General features: G+C 54.8%; 16 protein-coding genes and 1 other RNA gene. 11 read left to right on the top strand and 6 right to left on the bottom strand.

What is annotated here, in order from left to right; genetic code table 11:
• The first annotated feature begins 120 nt into the window (after positions 1-120).
• Entirely contained in the window at positions 121-867 is a 747-nt protein-coding gene (locus LC417_RS04550) for an EAL domain-containing protein (protein WP_010670031.1), read from the top strand.
• 80 nt (positions 868-947) lie between these two features.
• Positions 948-2,399 carry a YdiU family protein gene (locus LC417_RS04545; protein ID WP_010245658.1) on the top strand — a complete coding sequence of 484 codons (1,452 nt, stop codon included), beginning with the start codon at positions 948-950 and terminating at the stop codon, positions 2,397-2,399.
• Positions 2,400-2,406: 7 nt separating this feature from the next.
• Here the strand turns inward: LC417_RS04545 and LC417_RS04540 are convergent, their stop codons facing one another.
• Entirely contained in the window at positions 2,407-3,453 is a 1,047-nt protein-coding gene (locus tag LC417_RS04540; RefSeq protein ID WP_010670032.1) for a 3-deoxy-7-phosphoheptulonate synthase, read from the bottom strand.
• A 151-nt stretch (positions 3,454-3,604) separates the two neighbouring features.
• On the bottom strand, positions 3,605-4,432 hold the full coding sequence (locus tag LC417_RS04535) for a pyruvate, water dikinase regulatory protein (RefSeq protein WP_010245652.1): 828 nt from the start codon (positions 4,430-4,432) through the stop codon (positions 3,605-3,607).
• Between the two features lie 437 nt (positions 4,433-4,869).
• Here LC417_RS04535 and ppsA point away from each other — a divergent pair, with 437 nt between their 5' ends.
• Positions 4,870-7,254: a phosphoenolpyruvate synthase gene (ppsA, locus tag LC417_RS04530; protein ID WP_010245649.1), complete on the top strand. Its 2,385-nt coding sequence runs from the start codon at positions 4,870-4,872 to the stop codon at positions 7,252-7,254.
• A 69-nt stretch (positions 7,255-7,323) separates the two neighbouring features.
• Here the strand turns inward: ppsA and rprA are convergent.
• Positions 7,324-7,431: antisense sRNA RprA (gene rprA, locus LC417_RS04525), an RNA gene on the bottom strand.
• 292 nt (positions 7,432-7,723) lie between these two features.
• The gene (ydiK, locus tag LC417_RS04520; protein WP_010670033.1) at positions 7,724-8,842 is read right to left on the bottom strand and encodes an AI-2E family transporter YdiK; all 1,119 of its coding nucleotides are present in this window, start codon (positions 8,840-8,842) and stop codon (positions 7,724-7,726) included.
• Positions 8,843-9,047: 205 nt separating this feature from the next.
• Here ydiK and LC417_RS04515 point away from each other — a divergent pair, with 205 nt between their 5' ends.
• On the top strand, positions 9,048-12,101 hold the full coding sequence (locus LC417_RS04515; protein WP_223565536.1) for an FAD-binding and (Fe-S)-binding domain-containing protein: 3,054 nt from the start codon (positions 9,048-9,050) through the stop codon (positions 12,099-12,101).
• Between the two features lie 33 nt (positions 12,102-12,134).
• Here the strand turns inward: LC417_RS04515 and LC417_RS04510 are convergent, their stop codons facing one another.
• Positions 12,135-12,539, bottom strand: coding sequence for a hypothetical protein (locus LC417_RS04510; RefSeq protein ID WP_010670035.1), 405 nt, complete (start codon positions 12,537-12,539; stop codon positions 12,135-12,137).
• A 389-nt stretch (positions 12,540-12,928) separates the two neighbouring features.
• On the opposite strand from LC417_RS04510, the gene sufA reads away from it, so the two are divergent.
• From sufA to LC417_RS04475, 7 genes are read left to right on the top strand one after another with little or no spacing between them, the layout of a single operon-like run.
• A complete protein-coding gene (gene sufA / locus LC417_RS04505) occupies positions 12,929-13,303 on the top strand; it encodes a Fe-S cluster assembly scaffold SufA (protein ID WP_010245637.1) in 375 nt (124 codons plus the stop codon).
• 7 nt (positions 13,304-13,310) lie between these two features.
• On the top strand, positions 13,311-14,804 hold the full coding sequence (gene sufB / locus LC417_RS04500) for a Fe-S cluster assembly protein SufB (RefSeq protein ID WP_223565535.1): 1,494 nt from the start codon (positions 13,311-13,313) through the stop codon (positions 14,802-14,804).
• A gap of 42 nt (positions 14,805-14,846) precedes the next feature.
• Complete coding sequence (gene sufC, locus LC417_RS04495) at positions 14,847-15,593, top strand: Fe-S cluster assembly ATPase SufC (RefSeq protein WP_010245631.1); 747 nt, start codon at positions 14,847-14,849, stop codon at positions 15,591-15,593.
• Positions 15,568-16,848, top strand: a complete 1,281-nt coding sequence (gene sufD / locus LC417_RS04490; RefSeq protein ID WP_052271702.1) for a Fe-S cluster assembly protein SufD — start codon at positions 15,568-15,570, stop codon at positions 16,846-16,848. The genes sufC and sufD overlap by 26 nt, the downstream gene beginning before the upstream one ends.
• Positions 16,848-18,071: a cysteine desulfurase SufS gene (gene sufS / locus LC417_RS04485; protein ID WP_223565722.1), complete on the top strand. Its 1,224-nt coding sequence runs from the start codon at positions 16,848-16,850 to the stop codon at positions 18,069-18,071. Before sufD ends, sufS begins: the two co-directional genes overlap by 1 nt.
• Before the next feature lie 21 nt (positions 18,072-18,092).
• Positions 18,093-18,509 carry a cysteine desulfuration protein SufE gene (sufE, locus tag LC417_RS04480; protein WP_010245623.1) on the top strand — a complete coding sequence of 139 codons (417 nt, stop codon included), beginning with the start codon at positions 18,093-18,095 and terminating at the stop codon, positions 18,507-18,509.
• Between the two features lie 56 nt (positions 18,510-18,565).
• Positions 18,566-19,591, top strand: a complete 1,026-nt coding sequence (locus tag LC417_RS04475) for a L,D-transpeptidase family protein (protein ID WP_223565534.1) — start codon at positions 18,566-18,568, stop codon at positions 19,589-19,591.
• Between the two features lie 81 nt (positions 19,592-19,672).
• Here LC417_RS04475 and LC417_RS04470 read toward each other — a convergent pair whose 3' ends face one another.
• On the bottom strand, positions 19,673-19,909 hold the full coding sequence (locus LC417_RS04470) for a major outer membrane lipoprotein (protein ID WP_003853216.1): 237 nt from the start codon (positions 19,907-19,909) through the stop codon (positions 19,673-19,675).
• Positions 19,910-20,062: the final 153 nt, after the last annotated feature.

The following is a 20,062-nucleotide window of genomic DNA, read 5'->3' as shown; positions in this document are numbered from 1 at the left end:
GCCTGCTGCCAAACGGCAATGGAAGAGTAAAGAAGTTCGTCTCTTCAATGATTTGGCACTATTGCCTGCGCCTGACCATTACTATACGATATCCCCATCGCCGCATATTCTGGCATTAAAATGAAAATTCATCTTTCGGCCGACTATCAGTCGGAAATCTGGTTTTATCCTGTCTGTGATGTTAATGGGCGACTGACCGCTGTCGAGCTGGTCACGCAGTTTGTGCATGAAAGTGCCCCCATCACCCTGCCGCAGGATCTGTTGCTGCCGCAGCTCGATGAGTCGCAGCAGCTGCGCCTGCTGCAAAGTCAGATTGGATTGCTGGAGCAGAATCGCGGCTTTTTTGAAGCGCATTCCGTGTCAGCATTTATACGTATTGATGAAGGCATGGCCCGGACGCTGCTGGCCAGCGAATTAGTGATGCGCAAAATAAAGCAGTTGCCATTCATTCTGTTGAATATCACTGAAACGTTTCCGCAACTAAAACTGGGGAAAAATAATCCCCTGCTGGCAAGCCTGCATGCTGAGTTTAATTTAGCGATTTCTCATTTCGGCGCGGGTAAGACCCCCTCTAATGCGGTCTACGATAATTTATTCAGCTGCATCTGCCTGGACAAAGAGTTTATTCATTCGCTGGCAAAGCGCGCTTCATTCGTGCCATTTATTCAGAGCATTATCGATAATTTCCGCGCCCATTGTGACCGGCTCATTATTTGTGGCATTGATGACGACGTGCTGCTGGATAAAGTCAGCCAGCTGAGCGGTGCTGAGTTTCAGGGTGCGCTCTTCCCGGTGGTAAAATCTGACGCGCTGCGTTCGCTGATCTGCGCCGACGATCGTGTGCCATCCGCGCAGCATCCCGGCTGATACTTCCTGTTAATCCCCGCTATCAGCGTTACACTAGAGGACTAACCTTAAGTAACGCTGAGCATCGCATGGGAGAAACAATGTCCTCAGGCAAGGCCTCTTTTGACAACACCTGGTTCCGTGAACTTACCGGGTGTTACACCGCGCTGAACCCCACGCCACTTGCAGGCGGACGCCTGCTGTATCATAACGCACCGCTTGCAGCCTCAATGGGGCTGGATAGCGCGCTCTTTGCCGATAAGGGGCATGCCGTCTGGCACGGTGCCGCACTGCTGCCCGGCATGCAGCCGCTGGCGCAGGTCTACAGCGGCCATCAGTTTGGCGTCTGGGCGGGCCAGCTTGGCGACGGGCGCGGCATTCTGCTGGGTGAGCAGCGTCTGGAGGATGGCAGCAAGCTGGACTGGCATCTCAAGGGCGCAGGCCTGACGCCTTATTCCCGCATGGGTGATGGACGTGCCGTGATCCGCTCCAGCGTGCGTGAGTTTCTCGCCTCGGAAGCGCTGCATCATCTGGGCATTCCCACCACGCGTGCGCTGACCCTGTCGATAGGTGATGAACCGGTCTACCGCGAAACAACAGAGCGTGGCGCGATGCTGATGCGCATTTCACCGAGTCATCTGCGTTTCGGTCATTTCGAGCATTTCTTTTACAGCCAGCAGCAGGAGAAAGTGCAGCAACTGGCCGACTACGCCATTCGCCATCACTGGCCGCATCTGGACGCTGAAGCAGACCGCTATCAACAGTGGTTTACCGACATTGTGTTACGCACTGCGCGTCTGATTGCGCTGTGGCAGAGCGTGGGCTTTGCTCATGGAGTGATGAACACGGACAACATGTCGATTCTGGGTCTGACCATCGACTATGGCCCCTTTGGTTTTCTGGATGATTATCAGCCTGACTTCATCTGTAATCACAGCGACTATCAGGGGCGCTACAGCTTTGAAAATCAGCCAATGATCGGCATGTGGAATCTTAACCGGCTGGCACATGCGCTGTCGGGTCTGCTGACCACCGAGCAGTTGCGGACGGCACTGAGCGCCTACGAACCTGAACTGATGCGGGTCTGGGGCGAACGGATGCGGGCGAAACTCGGTCTGCTGACGCAGCAGAGCAGCGATAATGAGATTCTGACCGATCTGCTGGCACTGATGACGCAGGAGCATAGCGATTACACCCTGACGTTCCGCCTGCTCAGTGAGACGCAACAGGCTGACAGCCGTTCACCGCTGCGGGATGAGTTTATCGATCGTGAGGCGTTTGATAGCTGGTATCAGCGCTACCGCAGCCGTCTGATGGATGAGCAGGTCAGCGATGCAGAACGTCAGGCCGTGATGAAGGCGGCCAATCCGGCGGTGATTCTGCGCAACTATCTGGCGCAGCAGGCGATTGAAGAGGCGGAGCGGGGAGAGCAGGGGGCGCTGGCACGTCTGCATCAGGCGTTACAGCAACCCTTTAGCGATCAGACAGCCGCTGAATATCGTCAGCGGCCGCCAGACTGGGGCAAAACCCTGGAAGTGAGCTGCTCCAGCTGATGCAGACTCAGAGGCGGTGAGAAACCGCCTCGGCCAGCAGGGCGAGCACCTTTTCGCTCTCCTGCCAGCCGAGGCAGGGATCGGTAATCGACTTGCCATAGACCAGCGGTTCGCCGCTGACGACTTTCTGATTGCCCTCTTCCAGGAAGCTTTCAATCATCACACCAGCAACGGCCTGCGATCCCGCTTTAATCTGTTCTGCCACCTCTGCCGCGACATCCATCTGACGACGATGCTGCTTCAGGCAGTTACCATGACTGAAGTCGATCACCAGTTGCTGTGGCAGATTAAATGCCGACAGACTTTCGGCTGCGGCGGCGACATCACTGGCATGATAGTTAGGCTGTTTGCCGCCACGCAGGATCACATGACCATGCGGGTTGCCGCTGGTCTGATAGATAGTCATCTGGCCCAGCTTATCGGGCGAAAGGAACATGTGGCTGGCTCGCGCGGCGCGAATCGCATCCACGGCAATCTGTACGTTACCATCGGTGCCGTTTTTAAAGCCGACCGGGCAGGAGAGGGCCGATGCCATTTCGCGGTGGATCTGGCTTTCGGTGGTGCGTGCGCCAATCGCGCCCCAGCTAATCAGATCGGCAATAAACTGGCCGATCACCATATCCAGGAATTCCGTGGCGGTAGGCAGGCCCAGCGCGTTGATATCAATCAGCAGCTGGCGGGCGATGCCTATGCCGCGGTTCACATCGTAGCTCCCATCCAGATCCGGATCGGAGATTAAGCCTTTCCAGCCCACTACGGTGCGCGGCTTTTCAAAGTAGGCGCGCATCACAATCTCCAGCCGATCTTCATAGCGGCGGCGTAACGCGTTCAGACGCTCAGCATATTCCAGTGCCGCTTTCGGGTCGTGCAGCGAGCAGGGGCCAATCACCACCAGCAGGCGGGGATCTTCACCCGTCAGAATACGGGCAATACGTTTACGGGCAGCGGTGACATTGTCGGCAATTGCCGGAGAGACAGGATGCTCGGCCGCCAGGCTGGCCGGGGTAATCAGACTACCAATGCGTGCGGTACGCAGTTCGTCGGTTTTGTTCATGGGTTTCTCGAAAACGGTTCTTCGCAGCGGTGAAATACCGGGAAGTGATGGTGGTCACAATAAACCATTAGTCTGCGAATTCAACCCGGAATTTAATAATGAAATCAAAAGCGACGGCAGCGCCGCTTTACAGTTCAGCGCCAGTTACCCATCAGTACATGCGGCGAGTCAGGCCCATAATGTCGAGAATTTTGGTCGCAATCTCCTCCACGGAGTAGTTGGTGCTGTTGAGATAGCGGATCTGATGAGTGCGAAACAGCGCTTCCACTTCGCCCACCTCCAGCCGGCACTGACGCATCGAGGCGTAACGGGTATTTTCCGCCCGCTCCTGACGTATCGCAGCCAGCCGTTCCGGGTCGATGGTCAGCCCGAACAGTTTATTCTGATGCGCGCGCAGCGCGGGCGGGAGTTTAAGGTTATCCATATCGTCGGCAATGAATGGATAGTTGGCGGCGCGAATACCAAACTGCATTGCCAGATAGAGGCTGGTGGGTGTTTTGCCACAGCGCGAGACGCCTAACAGAATCACCTGCGCATCTTCCAGCCCGCGCAGCGAGATGCCGTCATCATGCGCCAGGGTGTAATCGATGGCCGCGATACGTGCGTCATATTTACCCAGGTTACTGGCATCCAGTCCATGGGTACGGTGTGCCACCGGCGCGGGCGATAACCCCAGCTCCTGCTGAAGCGGGGCGACCAGCGCCTGGACGATATCCTGACAAAAGCCGTCACTCTGTACGATGATGTCGCGCACTTCCGGCGTCACGATGGAGAAAAAGACCAGCGGCCGGACACCGCTCTGCTGATAGAGCGCGTTAATCTGGGCTTTAACCGCCAGCGCCCGCTGAACATTTTCCACAAACGGCAGCGTCAGGCTGGTGATATTGACCGGAAACTGCGACAGCACCGCATGACCCAGCACCTCAGCCGTAATGGCCGTACCATCGGAGATATAAAAAACGCTTCTGTCAGTTGTCATAACGAAATCAGCCTCAGACAAGAGTGAGCATTCAGCATGGGCCATGCGATTAAATAAATCATCTCTGATTTTAATTTCTGGAATGTCTGTCCGGATTATTTGTCTGTCGTTTCATCATGATACTAAAAATGAAAGGGTGGCTCGTTGAGCCAGCATTCTTTTTAATCCGTCGTTAAGCCGCAAGTAGCCACGCAGTTGTTGCGCAACAAAACAGAATGCTTAAGTGGCTGAAAATCTGCCATTTCCTGTGGCATCAATCATTTAGAGAAAAAAGGCGACTTTGCGCAACAGCAAAATAAAGCGCTCACAATTCCGAAACTGTGGCTGAAATTCTGCTTTAACGATTCAACAGATCGTTATTGAGAGGGTGATATGCCAGGCTGAAAACAGATTACTCCCTGTGTCCATTCATTGATAATTGATAAAGGATAAGCTCAATGTCCAGTAAAGGCGAACAGCCACTCGTGCTCTGGTATAACCAGCTTGGCATGCATGATGTTGACCGGGTGGGGGGCAAAAATGCCTCTCTGGGTGAAATGATTACTAATCTGTCGTCGCTGGGCGTTTCCGTGCCCAACGGTTTCGCGACCACATCCTACGCCTTTAACCTGTTCCTCGATCAAAGCGGGCTGAATCAGCGCATTTATGCGCTGCTGGATGAGACCGATATTGATGACGTTGATGCGCTGGCAAAAGCGGGTAAGCAAATTCGTCAGTGGGTCGTGGAGACACCGTTCCTGCCCGAGCTGGAGTCCGCCATTCTGGACGCCTATAAGCAGCTTTCTGCTGATGATGATGCCGCGTCGTTTGCCGTGCGCTCCTCTGCAACCGCAGAAGATATGCCTGATGCCTCTTTTGCCGGCCAGCAGGAAACCTTCCTGAATGTACAGGGCATCGACGCCGTCATGGTGGCGGTAAAGCATGTCTTCGCCTCGCTGTTTAATGACCGCGCTATCTCCTACCGTGTGCATCAGGGCTATGACCATCGTGGCGTTGCGCTCTCTGCGGGAATACAGCGCATGGTGCGTTCAGACCTGGCCGCCTCGGGTGTGATGTTCACCATTGATACCGAGTCCGGCTTTGATCAGGTGGTCTTTATCACCGCTGCACTGGGGCTGGGGGAAATGGTGGTGCAGGGTGCCGTTAACCCGGATGAGTTCTATGTGCACAAGCCAACCCTGGCAGCCGATCGTCCGTCGATTGTGCGCCGCAATATGGGCTCGAAAAAGGTTCGCATGGTCTATGCCGATTCACAGGCGCATGGCGAGCAGGTGCGGATCGAAGATGTGCCTGAGGCCGAACGCGACCGTTTCTGCCTGAGCGATGAGGAAGTGCAGGCGCTGGCGAAGCAGGCGGTGCTGATTGAACAGCATTATCAGCGCCCGATGGATATTGAGTGGGCCAAAGATGGGCACACCGGCAAACTGTTTATTGTTCAGGCGCGCCCTGAAACCGTACGCTCAAATGGTCAGGTAATGGAGCGTTACACGCTGCAGGGGCAGGGCAGCGTCGTCGTGGAAGGTCGTGCTATCGGTCATCGTATTGGCGCAGGCGTGGTGAAGGTCATCCACGATATCAGCGAAATGAATCGCATTGAAAAAGGCGATGTGCTGGTGACCGACATGACCGACCCGGACTGGGAACCGATCATGAAAAAAGCATCAGCGATTGTGACTAACCGTGGCGGACGGACCTGTCATGCTGCGATCATCGCGCGTGAGCTGGGCATTCCGGCAGTGGTGGGCTGTGGTGACGCCACCGACCGGCTGAAAGAGGGGCATAACGTCACGGTCTCATGTGCCGAAGGTGATACCGGCTACGTTTATGATCAACTGCTCGACTTCGACGTCACCAGTTCGCAGGTCGATTCACTGCCTGAACTGCCGCTGAAGATCATGATGAACGTGGGCAACCCCGATCGCGCCTTTGATTTCGCCTGTCTGCCTAACGAAGGCGTGGGTCTGGCGCGGCTGGAATTTATCATTAACCGTATGATCGGCGTCCACCCTAAAGCGCTGCTGGAGTTTGACCAACAGACGCCGGAGCTGCAGCAGCAGATCCGTAAAATGATGAAAGGATTTGATGATCCGGTGGAGTTTTACATCGCTCGCCTGACTGAAGGAATTGCCACGCTTGGCGCCGCTTTTGCGCCGAAACGCGTAATTGTCCGACTTTCTGACTTTAAAACCAATGAATATGCCAACCTGGTGGGTGGAGAACGCTACGAGCCGGAAGAGGAAAACCCGATGCTGGGATTCCGGGGTGCGGGTCGCTATGTCGCTGACAGCTTCCGGGACTGCTTTGCACTGGAGTGCGAAGCGGTGAAACGTGTTCGCAACGAGATGGGCCTGACAAACGTCGAGATTATGGTTCCGTTTGTGCGCACCGTTGAGCAGGCGAAGGCTGTGGTGGAAGAGCTGGGGCGTCAGGGACTGAAGCGCGGCGAGAACGGGCTGAAGATCATTATGATGTGCGAGATCCCGTCAAATGCCCTGCTGGCGGATCAGTTCCTGGAGCACTTCGATGGCTTCTCTATTGGCTCAAACGACATGACTCAGCTGACGCTGGGGCTGGACCGCGACTCTGGCGTCGTCTCCGCGCTGTTTGACGAGCGTAACGAGGCCGTGAAGATGCTGCTTTCAATGGCCATAAGGGCCGCGAAGCAGAAGGGGAAATATGTCGGAATCTGCGGGCAGGGACCGTCAGACCATCAGGATTTCGCCGCATGGCTGATGGAAGAGGGCATCGACAGTCTGTCACTGAACCCGGACACGGTGGTGGAGACCTGGGTGAGTCTGGCGCAGTTAAATAAAACAGCCTGATACGGGTTGTTAGCACTCTTCAGGGCCCGCTATGCGGGCCTTTTCTGTTTATATCTGGTCAGATTCAGGCAAAAAAAAAGCCCATCACAGGGGATGGGCAAAGACTACACACAGCAATTCTTTACTCTACTCAGGGGAATGAGATTGTCTGAAAATCATCAGGTTGATTTCGAACATAGGAAACATGTTATTCATACGGCTGGCTGTCGTCTTTAAGAATCCTCTTATTAGTTTAAAGCCAATAATCTTTTGTGACCTTTACTTCGCCATTTGGCTTAAGAAACAGTGCAGAAAGTAATCTTTTTTGGCCCGAAAAGGTCACTTTCAGGCCAAAGGTGGCTTTTTTCTTAAAAATCGCTAATGGAAAACAGAATTTATCTGATCTGAGAGAAGGGGTGCGGTTAATCATCATTAACCGCACTAATCAATGCTTATGGGGGCTAGCGGCGCAGCGGGTTATTGCATCTCATCATACAGCAGGCGGGGTATCATCGTGATCCGCCAGGGCATCAGCCACGGCCAGTTGGTCACTATCCGGGGCAGGCGCTTCATGAACCCAGACGGAAACCAGACGGTAGGAGACCGCCAGAACCACCGGCCCGATAAACAGACCAATCATCCCGAACGCAAACAGTCCACCAATAACTCCAGAAAGAATCAGGATCATTGGCAGATCGGCACCCATACGGATCAGCATCGGGCGCAGCACGTTATCCATCGTGCCGACCACACAGCTCCAGACCAGCAGCACCGTTCCCCATGTCGTATCTCCGCTCCAGTAGAGGTAGATAATGGCGGGAACCAGCACCAGTAGCGGGCCGAGCTGTACCAGACAGCAGAGGATCATCAGCACCGTCAACAGCGTGGCGTAAGGAATGCCGGAGATCGCCAGACCGATACCGCCCAGCACGCCCTGCACCAGCGCCGTCACCACTACGCCAAGCGCCACGGCACGAATGGACTGCGCCGCCAGCAGTACGGCGGCATCACCGCGCCGTCCCGCCATGCGGAAAGCAAAGTGACGAATGCCCTGGGCAGCCTGTTCGCCACGCCAGTAGAGCAGCACGCTGAACAGTAACATCACGCCCAGATGGATCATAAAGCGTCCGAAATGACCGGCCTGCGCGACGAAAAAACCGGTGGTACGGCCGATATAGGGCTGTATTTTCGCCATGACGCCGGCACCGCCGCTTGCTACCAGTGTGTCATAACTGACATAAAGCTTTTTGCCGACCATCGGTACATCGTTGAGCCATAACAGTCGCGGCATCATATGCCCCTGGGTAACCCAGGCAATCACCGGCGCGCTGTTATCAATCAGGCTGCTGACCAGCAGGGCGATAGGGATAATAAACAGCAGCAGCAGAAGCAGTGTCATCACGATCACCGCCAGGGAACGGCGTCCCCATAACAGTCGCTGGAATTTCAGCATCAATGGCCAGGTGGCAATCACCACCATGCTGGCCCAGGCAAAGCCCAGAATAAACGGCTGCACGACCCATAAACAGGCGACAATCAGCAGCAGAATGAACATCAGGGTGAAGAGTATTTGCGGTAAATCCATATCCCGGTACTGGCTTTTCATCATTGACTCATAACCTCGTCTTAATCCTTCATTTTCAGGCATTCGGATGCCGGTTTTTATCATGATCTATTTGCTGAGGATTAAACAGAGTCGCGGAGAAAGGTTTTTGCCTTTTCTGAAAAAAGGGCAGGCGCAGGAAAAATATGATAAAACGAGAAATCGCTAATCTATAAACGCAAACGTTTACAACACCTTCGGTCAGACAATCATGATCCCACAGATTTCGCAGGCACCGGGCCTCGTTCAACTGGTGCTGACGTTCCTTGAGTCGTTGAAAGAGCAGGGTTTTACCGGTGACATGGCAACCAGCTATGCCGATCGTCTCTCACTCTCCACCGATAACAGCATCTATCAATTGCTGCCCGACGCGGCGCTCTTTCCGCGCTCGACTGCGGATGTTGCGCTGCTCGCCCGCGTGGCCGGAGAAGCGCGCTTTGCCAGTCTGATATTTACCCCGCGCGGCGGCGGTACCGGCACCAACGGTCAGTCGCTGAATCAGGGGATTGTGGTGGATATGTCGCGCTACATGAACCGTATCCTGGAGATCAATACGGATGAGGGGTGGGTGCGGGTTGAAGCGGGGGTGATCAAAGATCAGCTTAACGTCTGGCTGAAGCCATTCGGCTTTTTCTTCTCGCCGGAGTTATCCACCAGTAACCGTGCCACGCTGGGCGGCATGATTAATACCGATGCGTCCGGCCAGGGCTCACTGGTCTATGGCAAAACCTCGGACCATGTGCTGGGCCTGCGCGCCGTGCTGCTGGGCGGCGATATCCTTGATACGCGGCCAATGGCCACCGCGCTGGCTGAAACCCTGGCGCAGACGGCGACGCCCGAAGGCCGGCTCTATCAGCAGGTGCTGACGCGCTGCCGCGAGCATCGTGCGCTGATTCTGGAAAAGTTTCCAAAGCTGAATCGGTTCCTGACCGGATATGACCTGCGCCATGTCTTCAGCGACGATATGCAAACCTTTGACCTGACGCGCCTGCTGTGCGGCGCAGAGGGCACGCTGGCCTTTGTCACGGAAGCGCGGCTTGATATCACGCCGCTGCCTAAAGTGCGCCGACTGGTGAATATCAAATATGACTCCTTTGACTCCGCCCTGCGCAATGCGCCTTTTATGGTGGAAGCGCAGGCGCTCTCGGTAGAGACCGTTGACTCTAAGGTGCTGAACCTGGCGCGTGAAGACATTGTCTGGCACTCGGTGCGCGAATTGATCGCCGATGTACCCGACAAAGAGATGCTGGGTCTGAATATTGTTGAGTTTGCCGGTGACAACGCCGCGCTGATCGATCAGCAGATTGAACAGCTTTGTGGCCGCCTTGACGCACTGATGGCGCAGCAGCAGGGCGGCGTGATTGGCTATCAGTTCTGTAACGACCTGGATGGCATTGAACGCATCTATAACATGCGTAAAAAAGCGGTGGGTCTGTTGGGAAATGCCAAAGGCCGGGCTAAACCGATTCCCTTTGTGGAAGATACCGCGGTCCCACCGGAAAAACTGGCGGACTACATCGTCGAGTTTCGCGCGCTGCTCGACAGCCACGGGCTGAGCTACGGCATGTTTGGTCATGTTGATGCAGGTGTACTGCATGTGCGTCCGGCGCTGGATATGTGCGATCCGCAGCAGGAGATGATGATGAAACAGATCTCCGACGAAGTCGTGGCGCTGACAGCGCGCTACGGCGGTCTGCTGTGGGGTGAACATGGCAAAGGATTTCGAGCCCAGTACAGTCCGGCATTCTTCGGTGAGACGCTGTTTAACGAATTGCGCCGCATCAAAGCGGCCTTTGATCCGCTCAATCGCCTGAATCCGGGCAAGATCTGTACGCCATTTAACAGTAATGATGAAATGATGCAGGTCGATGCGGTGAAGCGCGGAACCTATGATCGTCAGATTCCGTTAACGGTCCGGGATGAATGGCGTGGCGCGATGGAGTGTAACGGCAACGGGTTGTGTTTTAACTTTGATGCCCGCAGCCCGATGTGTCCCTCCATGAAGATCACCCGCAACCGCATTCACTCGCCCAAAGGGCGGGCAACACTGACGCGGGAGTGGCTGCGGCTGCTGGCCGGGCAGGGCGTCGATCCGCTCACCCTGGAAAAGCAGCTGCCCGAAAATCGGCTGTCGCTTCGCACTCTGATTGCCCGTACCCGCAATAGCTGGCACGCCAGCAAAGGGGAGTATGACTTCTCGCACGAGGTGAAAGAGGCGATGTCGGGCTGTCTGGCCTGCAAAGCCTGCTCTACCCAGTGTCCGATTAAAATTGACGTGCCCGCTTTCCGCTCGCGCTTCTTACAGCTCTACCATACCCGTTATCTGCGTCCGGTCAGCGATCACCTGGTGGCTGCAGTGGAGGGCTACGCGCCGCTGATGGCAAAAGCACCGAAAGTGTTTAACTTCTTCCTGCGCCAGCCGTGGCTGAAAGAGATAAGTAAAACCCATATCGGTATGGTCGATCTGCCTCTGCTTTCGGCCCCAAATCTGAAACAGCAGCTCAGTGGTCATCCCGCCATGAACATGACGCTGGAGCAGCTGGAAGGGCTGTCAGCCACTGAACGCGCAAACTCTGTGCTGGTGGTGCAGGATCCCTTTACCAGTTTCTATGAGGCGCAGCTGGTTAACGATTTTGTCAGGCTGATTGAGAAACTGGGCTACCGGCCCGTGCTCCTGCCATTCTCGCCAAATGGCAAAGCGCAACATGTGAAAGGTTTCCTGCAACGTTTCGCCCGCACGGCATCCCGCACCGCCGATTTCCTGAATCGGGTGGCAAAACTGGGGTTGCCCATGGTCGGTGTCGATCCGGCCACGGTGCTCTGCTATCGCGATGAGTATCGTCAGACGCTGGGCGAATCACGCGGCGACTTTAACGTCCTGCTGGTACATGAGTGGTTAGAGCGTGCACTGGCAGAGCGTGACGTGCAGGCCACGGGCGGAGAATCCTGGTATCTGTTTGCACACTGCACCGAGGTGACCGCGCTGCCCTCCACACCGAATCAGTGGCAGGCGATCTTCTCCCGTTTTGGCGCGAAGCTGGAGAACATCAATGTTGGCTGCTGCGGTATGGCAGGCACCTACGGTCACGAAAGTAAGAACCTTGAAAACTCGCTGGGGATCTACGCGCTCTCCTGGCATCCCCAGCTTCAGCGACTGCCACGCCAGCGCTGCCTGGCCACCGGCTATTCGTGCCGCAGTCAGGTCAAGCGTGTAGAGGGCAACGGAATGCGTCATCCGCTTCAGGCATTGTTAGAGCTAATGTAAAAAAATTGTGCGCGACGTCACGCCCTGGCTGGATTAGAATATCCAGCCTGCGTGACGCATAAAGTCACTTTGCAGCGCAGTGGCCTGGTTCCACTCTCCGACCATTGCCAGTTGATGGCAGAGGCGGGTCAGGGACAATCGCGCCAGTTGATAAGCCTGAAGGCGAAACAGGCGATCGCGATCGCTGTTTCCCATCTCCTGCACCAGTCGGTGATGCAGTTTACCCATGGCATGCAGGTAACTCTGGTCGTCACCGTTCAACTGGCAGATTTCTGCCATATCCTGACAGGCATCGTTAAACTGACGTAGCTGATGAATCGTGCAGTCGGCCCGGTCGAGCTTTGCCTGCGCCATATAAAAGTCGACGGTGATATCACGCACCGCAAACTGATATTCGTCGATTTTGTGCTGCAGCCAGGCTGAGACAGAAAGCGTCATAATGCCACCCTGAATGTGAATGATAATAATTATCATATTCAATTGGGCTGTGATTGCAATTGGCGGGCAGAAAAATTTATCGATTTATCCTGCCTGTCGGTATAATCGGAAATAACAATCTGTTTACATCGCAGAAAGGCGTAACCTATCAATAAGCATTTTTATCAAAAATGGTTATTTAAAAAAGAGTGATTTATTAATAGGTTAACACTGGCTTATTTATGCTGACGCGCTCACCACAAGGTGAGCTGAAGAGGCTATGCTTAATAATTAAGCAAATAAAACCGCACAAGATGATTATCCCTGCAAAACAAGAGGTTGAAGTGATTGGTCAGATCACTACCATAGGGGGGATAGCCTGAAAAGGTCCGGACTCAAGAGGTATCAACATGGCATCCGTTAATACAGACTCTTTCTCACCCGACGATTTTGTCTGGAAAGGGCTGACGCTGACTGAAACCGCAGCGCAACAAATTCTCAATCTGGCGGCTCAGGACCCCGATGTCAAGGGTCTGCGGCTCGGCGTAAAACAATCCGGCTGCGCCGGTTTTGGTTACGTCATGGATCTGGTGAAAGAGCCAGTCGAGGATGATTTGCAGTTCTCATTCCATGGCGCAACGCTGTTTGTGCCGCTACAGGCGATGCCATTCGTTGATGGCACCGAACTGGACTACGTTCGTGAAGGCCTGAATCAGATTTTTAAATTCAATAACCCTAAAGCTCAGCACGCCTGCGGGTGCGGTGAGAGCTTTGGCGTCGAGTAAGTGAAATATGTCACGACACAGCGAAACATCTGACGATGTACAAATCTGGGAAGGCAAGCTCAACTACAAAGAGGGCTTCTTTACCCAACTGCAAACCGAAGAATTTGCCAACGGCATCAATGAAGATGTGGTGCGGGCGATCTCGGCCAAGCGTAACGAGCCAGAGTGGATGCTGGAGTTTCGTCTTAAAGCGTTTCGTGCCTGGCTTGAAATGGAAGAGCCACACTGGCTGAAAGCGCACTACGAAAAACTCGACTACCAGGATTACAGCTACTACTCCGCGCCTTCCTGCGGCAACTGTGATGACAGCTGCGCATCAGAACCCGGCGCAATGCAGGCTTCAGGCAGCGCGCCAGCCAGCGATTATCTGACGCAGGAAGTGGAAAACGCCTTTAATCAGCTGGGTGTCCCGGTGCGTGAAGGCCGTGAAGTGGCGGTTGACGCCATTTTTGACTCCGTTTCGGTGGCGACCACCTATCGCGGCAAGCTGGCGGAGCAGGGGATTATCTTCTGTTCCTTTGGCGAAGCGATCCAGGAGCACCCGGAGCTGGTGAAGCAGTATCTCGGCACGGTTGTTCCGGCGAACGATAACTTCTTTGCGGCGCTGAACTCGGCAGTCGCCTCTGACGGCACCTTCGTTTATATCCCGAAAGGGGTGCGTTGCCCGATGGAGTTGTCGACCTATTTCCGCATCAACGCAGCGAAAACCGGTCAGTTCGAACGCACCATCCTGATTGCCGATGAAGACAGCTACGTCAGCTACATCGAAGGCTGTTCAGCGCCAGTGCGTGACACCTATCAGCTGCACGCGGCCGTGGTGGAAGTCATCATCCACAAAAATGCCGAAGTGAAATATTCGACGGTTCAGAACTGGTTCCCAGGCGGCGAAGGTGAGGGGGGTATCCTGAACTTCGTGACCAAGCGCGCGCTGTGTGAAGGCGACCACAGTAAGATGTCCTGGACGCAATCTGAAACCGGCTCTGCTATCACCTGGAAATACCCAAGCTGCATTCTGCGCGGGGACTACTCGGTGGGTGAATTCTACTCAGTGGCACTGACCAGCGGTCGTCAGCAGGCCGATACCGGCACCAAGATGATCCACATTGGTAAAAACACCAGGTCGACCATCATCTCTAAAGGGATTTCGGCCGGTAAAAGTCAGAACACCTATCGCGGGCTGGTGAAAATCATGCCAACCGCGACCAATGCCCGTAACTTTACGCAGTGTGACTCGATGCTGATCGGTCCTGATTGCGGCGCACATACTTTCCCGTATGTGGAGACCCGCAACAATACCGCTCAGCTTGAGCATGAAGCCACGACATCACGTATCGGCGAAGATCAGATGTTCTACTGTCTGCAACGCGGTATCAGTGAAGAAGACGCCATCTCGATGATCGTGAACGGCTTCTGTAAAGACGTATTCTCGGAGTTGCCACTGGAATTTGCTGTGGAAGCCCAGAAATTGTTAGCCATCAGCCTTGAGCACAGTGTGGGCTGATGCCGTCACACGCGTTGCCGGAAGCAATGTGAAGGAATAAGTATGTTAAGCATTAAAGATTTGCAGGTCAGTGTTGAAGATAAAGCCATTCTGCGTGGCCTGAATCTCGAAATTAAACCCGGCGAAGTGCATGCCATCATGGGCCCGAACGGCTCAGGTAAAAGCACCCTGTCAGCGACGCTGGCAGGCCGTGAAGATTATGAAGTAACCGGCGGTTCGGTCAGCTTCAAAGGTAAAGATCTGCTGGAACTGGCCCCTGAAGAGCGCGCCGGTGAAGGCATCTTTATGGCATTCCAGTATCCGGTAGAAATTCCGGGCGTCAGCAACCAGTTCTTTTTACAGACCTCGGTCAATGCGGTACGCAAATATCGTCAGCAGGAAGAGCTGGATCGCTTCGATTTCCAGGACTTCATTGAAGAGAAAATTGAGCTGCTGAAGATGCCGGCAGATCTGCTGACCCGCTCAGTCAACGTTGGCTTCTCCGGCGGTGAGAAGAAGCGTAACGACATCCTGCAGATGGCGGCACTGGAGCCAGAACTCTGCATCCTGGATGAGACCGACTCAGGCCTGGATATCGATGCGCTGAAAATCGTGGCGAATGGCGTAAACAGCCTGCGCGACGAGAAGCGTGCCTTTATCATCGTGACCCACTACCAGCGTATTCTGGATTACATCAAGCCAGACTTCGTTCATGTTCTGTATCAGGGCAAAATCGTGAAATCTGGCGACTTCTCGCTGGTGAAACAGCTGGAGGAGCAAGGTTATGGCTGGCTTACCGACGAAGAGTGATTCTGCGCTGCAACAGTGGCATCACCTGTTTGAGTCGCGTGGCGACGTGCGTTCTCTGCAGGCACAGCAGCACTGGCAGCAACTGATGCGCGTTGGCCTGCCAACCCGCAAGCACGAAAACTGGAAGTATACGCCACTGGACACCTTACTGTCACAGCAGTTTGTACTGCCTGACGCGCCGCAGACCCTGAGCGCTGAACAGGTTGATGCACTGGCGCTGCCGCTGGATGCGATCCGTCTGGTCTATGTTGACGGTCAGTTCCAGCCAGCCTTCAGCAGTCGCGACTGCGAACTGTTTGAGGTTCAGCACAGCGTGGCCGCCGAGCGCCGTCCGCTGCCTGCTGCGGTTCAGCCTGAAGTCTTCCTGCATCTGACAGAGAGTCTGGCAGAAGAGGTGACGACCCTGCGTCTGGCACGCGGTAAATCCGCTGCGCGTCCGGTCTATCTGCTGCACATCACCAGCGGTCAGCAGACGGGTATGAACACGGTTCACTATCGTCATCACCTGCAGCTGGAAGAGAGTGCCGAAGCGGAAGTGATTGAGCACTACGTTTCACTGGATGAGCGTGCCCATTTCACCGGCACGCGCTTTACCTTTGCGGTAGGCGACAATGCCAAACTGACGCACACGAAGCTGGCCTTTGAAAGCAGCGCCAGCTATCACTTTGCGCATAACGATCTGGTCATTGGTAACGATGGCCAGGTCAGCAGCACCAGCTTCCTGCTGGGTGCCGGGCTGTCGCGTCACAACACCAGTACCCAGCTGAACGGCGAAAACACCACGCTGGCGATCAACAGCCTGGTGCTGCCAGTGAAACAGGAAGTGGCGGATACCCGTACTTACCTGGAGCACAACAAGGGCCACTGCGTCAGCCGCCAGATGCATAAAACCATCGTGCGTGACAAAGGCCGTGCGGTGTTTAACGGCCACATTAAAGTGGCACAGCATGCGCTGAAGACAGACGGGCAGATGACCAACAACAACCTGTTGCTGGGCAAGCTCTCAGAAGTCGATACCAAACCGCAGCTGGAAATTTATGCGGATGACGTCAAGTGCAGCCACGGTGCCACCATCGGTCGTATTGATGATGAGCAGATGTTCTACCTGCGTTCGCGCGGTATTGAGCAGGATGCTGCACAGACCATGATTATTCATGCGTTTGCCGCAGAACTGACCGAGACACTGGAAAATGAGGTGATGCGTCAGGCCGTGCTGCAGCGTATCGCGCAACGTTTTCCCGGAGGCGACATATGATGAACTTCGATCTCGAACGCATCAGGGCTGATTTTCCTATCCTGAAGCGTGAGGTCAACGGTCATCCGCTGGCCTATCTTGACAGTGCTGCCAGCGCACAGCGTCCACTCTCGGTGATTAACGCCGAGAGTCATTTCTATCAGCACGGCTATGCGGCCGTGCATCGTGGTATCCATACGCTGAGCCAGCAGGCGACCAGCGACATGGAGAACGTGCGCGATCAGGCTGCCCGTTTTATCAATGCGCAGTCACAGGAAGAGATTGTCTTCGTCAAAGGCACCACCGAAGGCATCAATCTGGTGGCGAACACCTGGGGCAGCAGTAACCTCCAGGCTGGCGATAACCTGATCATCACTGAGATGGAGCATCACGCCAATATTGTTCCATGGCAGATGCTGGCCCAGCGCACCGGCGCAGAAGTGCGTGTCCTGCCATTAAATGACAACGGTGAGCTGGCGCTGGAGCAACTGGCGGGGCTGATCGACAGCCGTACGCGGTTGCTGGCGGTGACGCATGTTTCAAACGTGCTCGGCACGGTTAATCCGGTTAAGGCGATCGTTGCTCAGGCAAAAGCCGCTGGCGTGGTAACGCTGGTGGATGGTGCCCAGGCGGTGATGCATGACAAGGTTGATGTGCAGGATATCGGCTGCGACTTCTACGCCTTCTCCAGCCATAAACTCTATGGACCGAACGGCGTGGGTATTCTCTACGGCCGCAAAGCGCTGCTGGATGAGATGCCACCATGGGAAGGGGGCGGTTCAATGATTGAGCGCGTCATGCTGCCTACCGGCACCACCTGGAACAGTGCGCCGTGGCGCTTTGAAGCGGGTACGCCGAATACCGGCGGTATTATCGGCTTTGGTGCGGCGATGGCCTATGTGCAGGCGCTGGGACTGGATACGATTCATCAGCGCGAGACGGCACTGATGAACTATGCGCTCGATAAACTGGGCACCGTTCCGGATATCCAGATCTACGGTCCGCAGTCACGAGCTGGCGTTATCGCCTTCAATCTCGGTAAACACCACGCCTACGATGTCGGCAGCTTCCTGGATCAATATGGCATTGCCATCCGCACCGGACATCACTGCGCGATGCCGCTGATGCAGCATTACAATGTACCGGCGATGTGCCGTGCCTCCTTCACGTTCTATAACAGTGAAGAGGAAGTGGATCGTCTGGCTGCCGGTTTGACGCGCATTCATCGTCTGCTGGGCGGCTGAACAGTTTTAACGGAGTCACTGATGGCGAATTTGCCTGAAAAAGAGAAACTGGTTCGCAACTTCAACCGTTGCGCTAACTGGGAAGAGAAGTACCTCTACATTATTGAGCTGGGTTCAAAGCTTCCGGAATCTTCTGAAACCTTACACCAGCCGGAGAACGTGATTTCGGGTTGTCAGAGTCAGGTGTGGATCAGAATGACCCCGCAGGCGGATGGTTCCATTGCGTTTGAAGGCGACAGCGATGCCGCTATCGTTAAGGGTTTGATTGCTATCGTATTTAGCCTCTATCAGAACCTGCCGCCCGCCGATATCCTGGCGCTGGATGTGCGCCACTGGTTTGGCGAACTGGCACTGATGCAGCACCTGACGCCCACCCGGTCGCAGGGGCTGGAGGCGATGATTCGGTCTATTCGCCATACCGCTCAGAACCTCAGCTAAGTTACACTCCACAGACGCCATCCGGCGTCTGTTTTTTTATCTGACGAGAAAATTGCATGAAACCTGCTTTACGTTTAGCCGGTGCATTGCTGCTGACCTGCTTTGGGCTCTCTGCACCCGCGTTCGCCACCGAATATCCGCTGCCACCACCTGACAGTCGCCTGATTGGCGAAAACGTCCTGACTCAGGTTCCTGACAATAAACAACCTCTGGAAGCGATTGCGGCGCGCTACCAGGTCGGCCTGCTGAGCATGCTGGAGGCAAATCCCGGTACCGATCCCTGGCTGCCCAAAGCGGGCACCCAGCTGACGGTGCCGCTACAGATGATCCTGCCCGATACGCCGCGCGAAGGGATTGTGGTGAATCTGGCCGAGCTTCGTCTCTATTACTATCCCAAAGGGGAGGATAAGGTCATTGTCTATCCCATCGGCATTGGCCAGCTGGGTGCGGCCACGCCAGTGATGGTGACGCAGATCAGCCAGAAGATCCCTAATCCTACCTGGACGCCCACGGCGAACATCCGCAAACGCTACGCCAAAGAGGGCATTACGCTGCCTGGCGTGGTCCCCGCCGGACCGGATAACCCGATGGGGCAGTTTGCCATGCGTCTGGCGCGCGGCACCGGCCAGTATCTGATCCATGGCACTAATGCGAAATTCGGCATCGGCATGCGCGTCAGTTCAGGCTGCATCCGCCTGCGTTCAGAAGATATCGAAGCGCTGTTTAATTCAGCCCCGAAAGGGACGCGGGTACAGATCATCAATCAGCCGGTGAAGTACGCTGTAGAGCCGGATGGGAAACGCTACGTGGAAGTCCATCAGCCGCTGTCACGCAACGACAAGGACGATCCACAGACCATGCCGATTGCACTCACTGCCGGAGTGAAGCAGTTTATGAAAAGTGAGAAGAGTGATAGTGCGCTGATTAAAGCCAGCTTAGCGCGACGCTCAGGCATGCCTGTGCTGGTCAGCAGTGGGGAGCCGGTGCAGAGTGATACCTTGCCGCCTGCGGGGCTGGAGAGCGCATCTGTGGGAGCTGATAGCCCGGTGACACAGGCTGAGGGCAACGCGGTTCAGCCCTGACCGGATAAGTGCCTGTGAAGGGCACTGAATTCGGAGCAAAAAAAATGGCGCCATAAAGGCGCCATTTTTAAACCAGAACTCTTACTTACGGTAAGAGTGAGCCTGGTTGTCCAGACGCTGGTTAGCGCGTGCTGCGTCATCTTTAGCAGCCTGAACGTCTGAACGCACTGCGTTCACGTCGTTGCTCAGCTGGTCAACTTTAGCGTTCAGAGTCTGAACGTCTGAAGACAGCTGGTCGATTTTAGCGTTGCTTGAGCAACCAGCCAGCATAGTTGAAGCCAGAACTACCGCGCCCAGTACCAGTTTAGTACGATTCATTATTTATACCCTCTAGATTGAGTTAATCTCCATGTAGCGTTACAAGTATTACACAAAGCTTTTTAAGTTGAGAATAAATTTTTGATGAGAAGATGCTTAAATTTGATCGTTCGCTCAAAGAAGCAGCGAATCACAGAATATGATAAAAAAATT

The sequence above is a fragment of the Pantoea sp. OVA07A genome (assembly GCF_019969975.1).
Classification (GTDB): Bacteria; Pseudomonadota; Gammaproteobacteria; order Enterobacterales; family Enterobacteriaceae; genus Pantoea; species Pantoea agglomerans.
Note: the sequence above shows the minus strand (reverse complement) of the source record. Positions and strands in the feature narration are given on the sequence as shown.

Bases quoted from the DNA above. Each gene is read 5' to 3' on its own strand.
- LC417_RS04550 (WP_010670031.1), top strand. From the start codon at position 121: ATGAAAATTCATCTTTCGGCCGACTATCAGTCGGAAATCTGGTTTTAT.
- LC417_RS04545 (WP_010245658.1), top strand. From the start codon at position 948: ATGTCCTCAGGCAAGGCCTCTTTTGACAACACCTGGTTCCGTGAACTT.
- LC417_RS04540 (WP_010670032.1), bottom strand. From the start codon at position 3,453: ATGAACAAAACCGACGAACTGCGTACCGCACGCATTGGTAGTCTGATT.
- LC417_RS04535 (WP_010245652.1), bottom strand. From the start codon at position 4,432: ATGACAACTGACAGAAGCGTTTTTTATATCTCCGATGGTACGGCCATT.
- ppsA (WP_010245649.1), top strand. From the start codon at position 4,870: ATGTCCAGTAAAGGCGAACAGCCACTCGTGCTCTGGTATAACCAGCTT.
- ydiK (WP_010670033.1), bottom strand. From the start codon at position 8,842: ATGATGAAAAGCCAGTACCGGGATATGGATTTACCGCAAATACTCTTC.
- LC417_RS04515 (WP_223565536.1), top strand. From the start codon at position 9,048: ATGATCCCACAGATTTCGCAGGCACCGGGCCTCGTTCAACTGGTGCTG.
- LC417_RS04510 (WP_010670035.1), bottom strand. From the start codon at position 12,539: ATGACGCTTTCTGTCTCAGCCTGGCTGCAGCACAAAATCGACGAATAT.
- sufA (WP_010245637.1), top strand. From the start codon at position 12,929: ATGGCATCCGTTAATACAGACTCTTTCTCACCCGACGATTTTGTCTGG.
- sufB (WP_223565535.1), top strand. From the start codon at position 13,311: ATGTCACGACACAGCGAAACATCTGACGATGTACAAATCTGGGAAGGC.
- sufC (WP_010245631.1), top strand. From the start codon at position 14,847: ATGTTAAGCATTAAAGATTTGCAGGTCAGTGTTGAAGATAAAGCCATT.
- sufD (WP_052271702.1), top strand. From the start codon at position 15,568: ATGGCTGGCTTACCGACGAAGAGTGATTCTGCGCTGCAACAGTGGCAT.
- sufS (WP_223565722.1), top strand. From the start codon at position 16,848: ATGAACTTCGATCTCGAACGCATCAGGGCTGATTTTCCTATCCTGAAG.
- sufE (WP_010245623.1), top strand. From the start codon at position 18,093: ATGGCGAATTTGCCTGAAAAAGAGAAACTGGTTCGCAACTTCAACCGT.
- LC417_RS04475 (WP_223565534.1), top strand. From the start codon at position 18,566: ATGAAACCTGCTTTACGTTTAGCCGGTGCATTGCTGCTGACCTGCTTT.
- LC417_RS04470 (WP_003853216.1), bottom strand. From the start codon at position 19,909: ATGAATCGTACTAAACTGGTACTGGGCGCGGTAGTTCTGGCTTCAACT.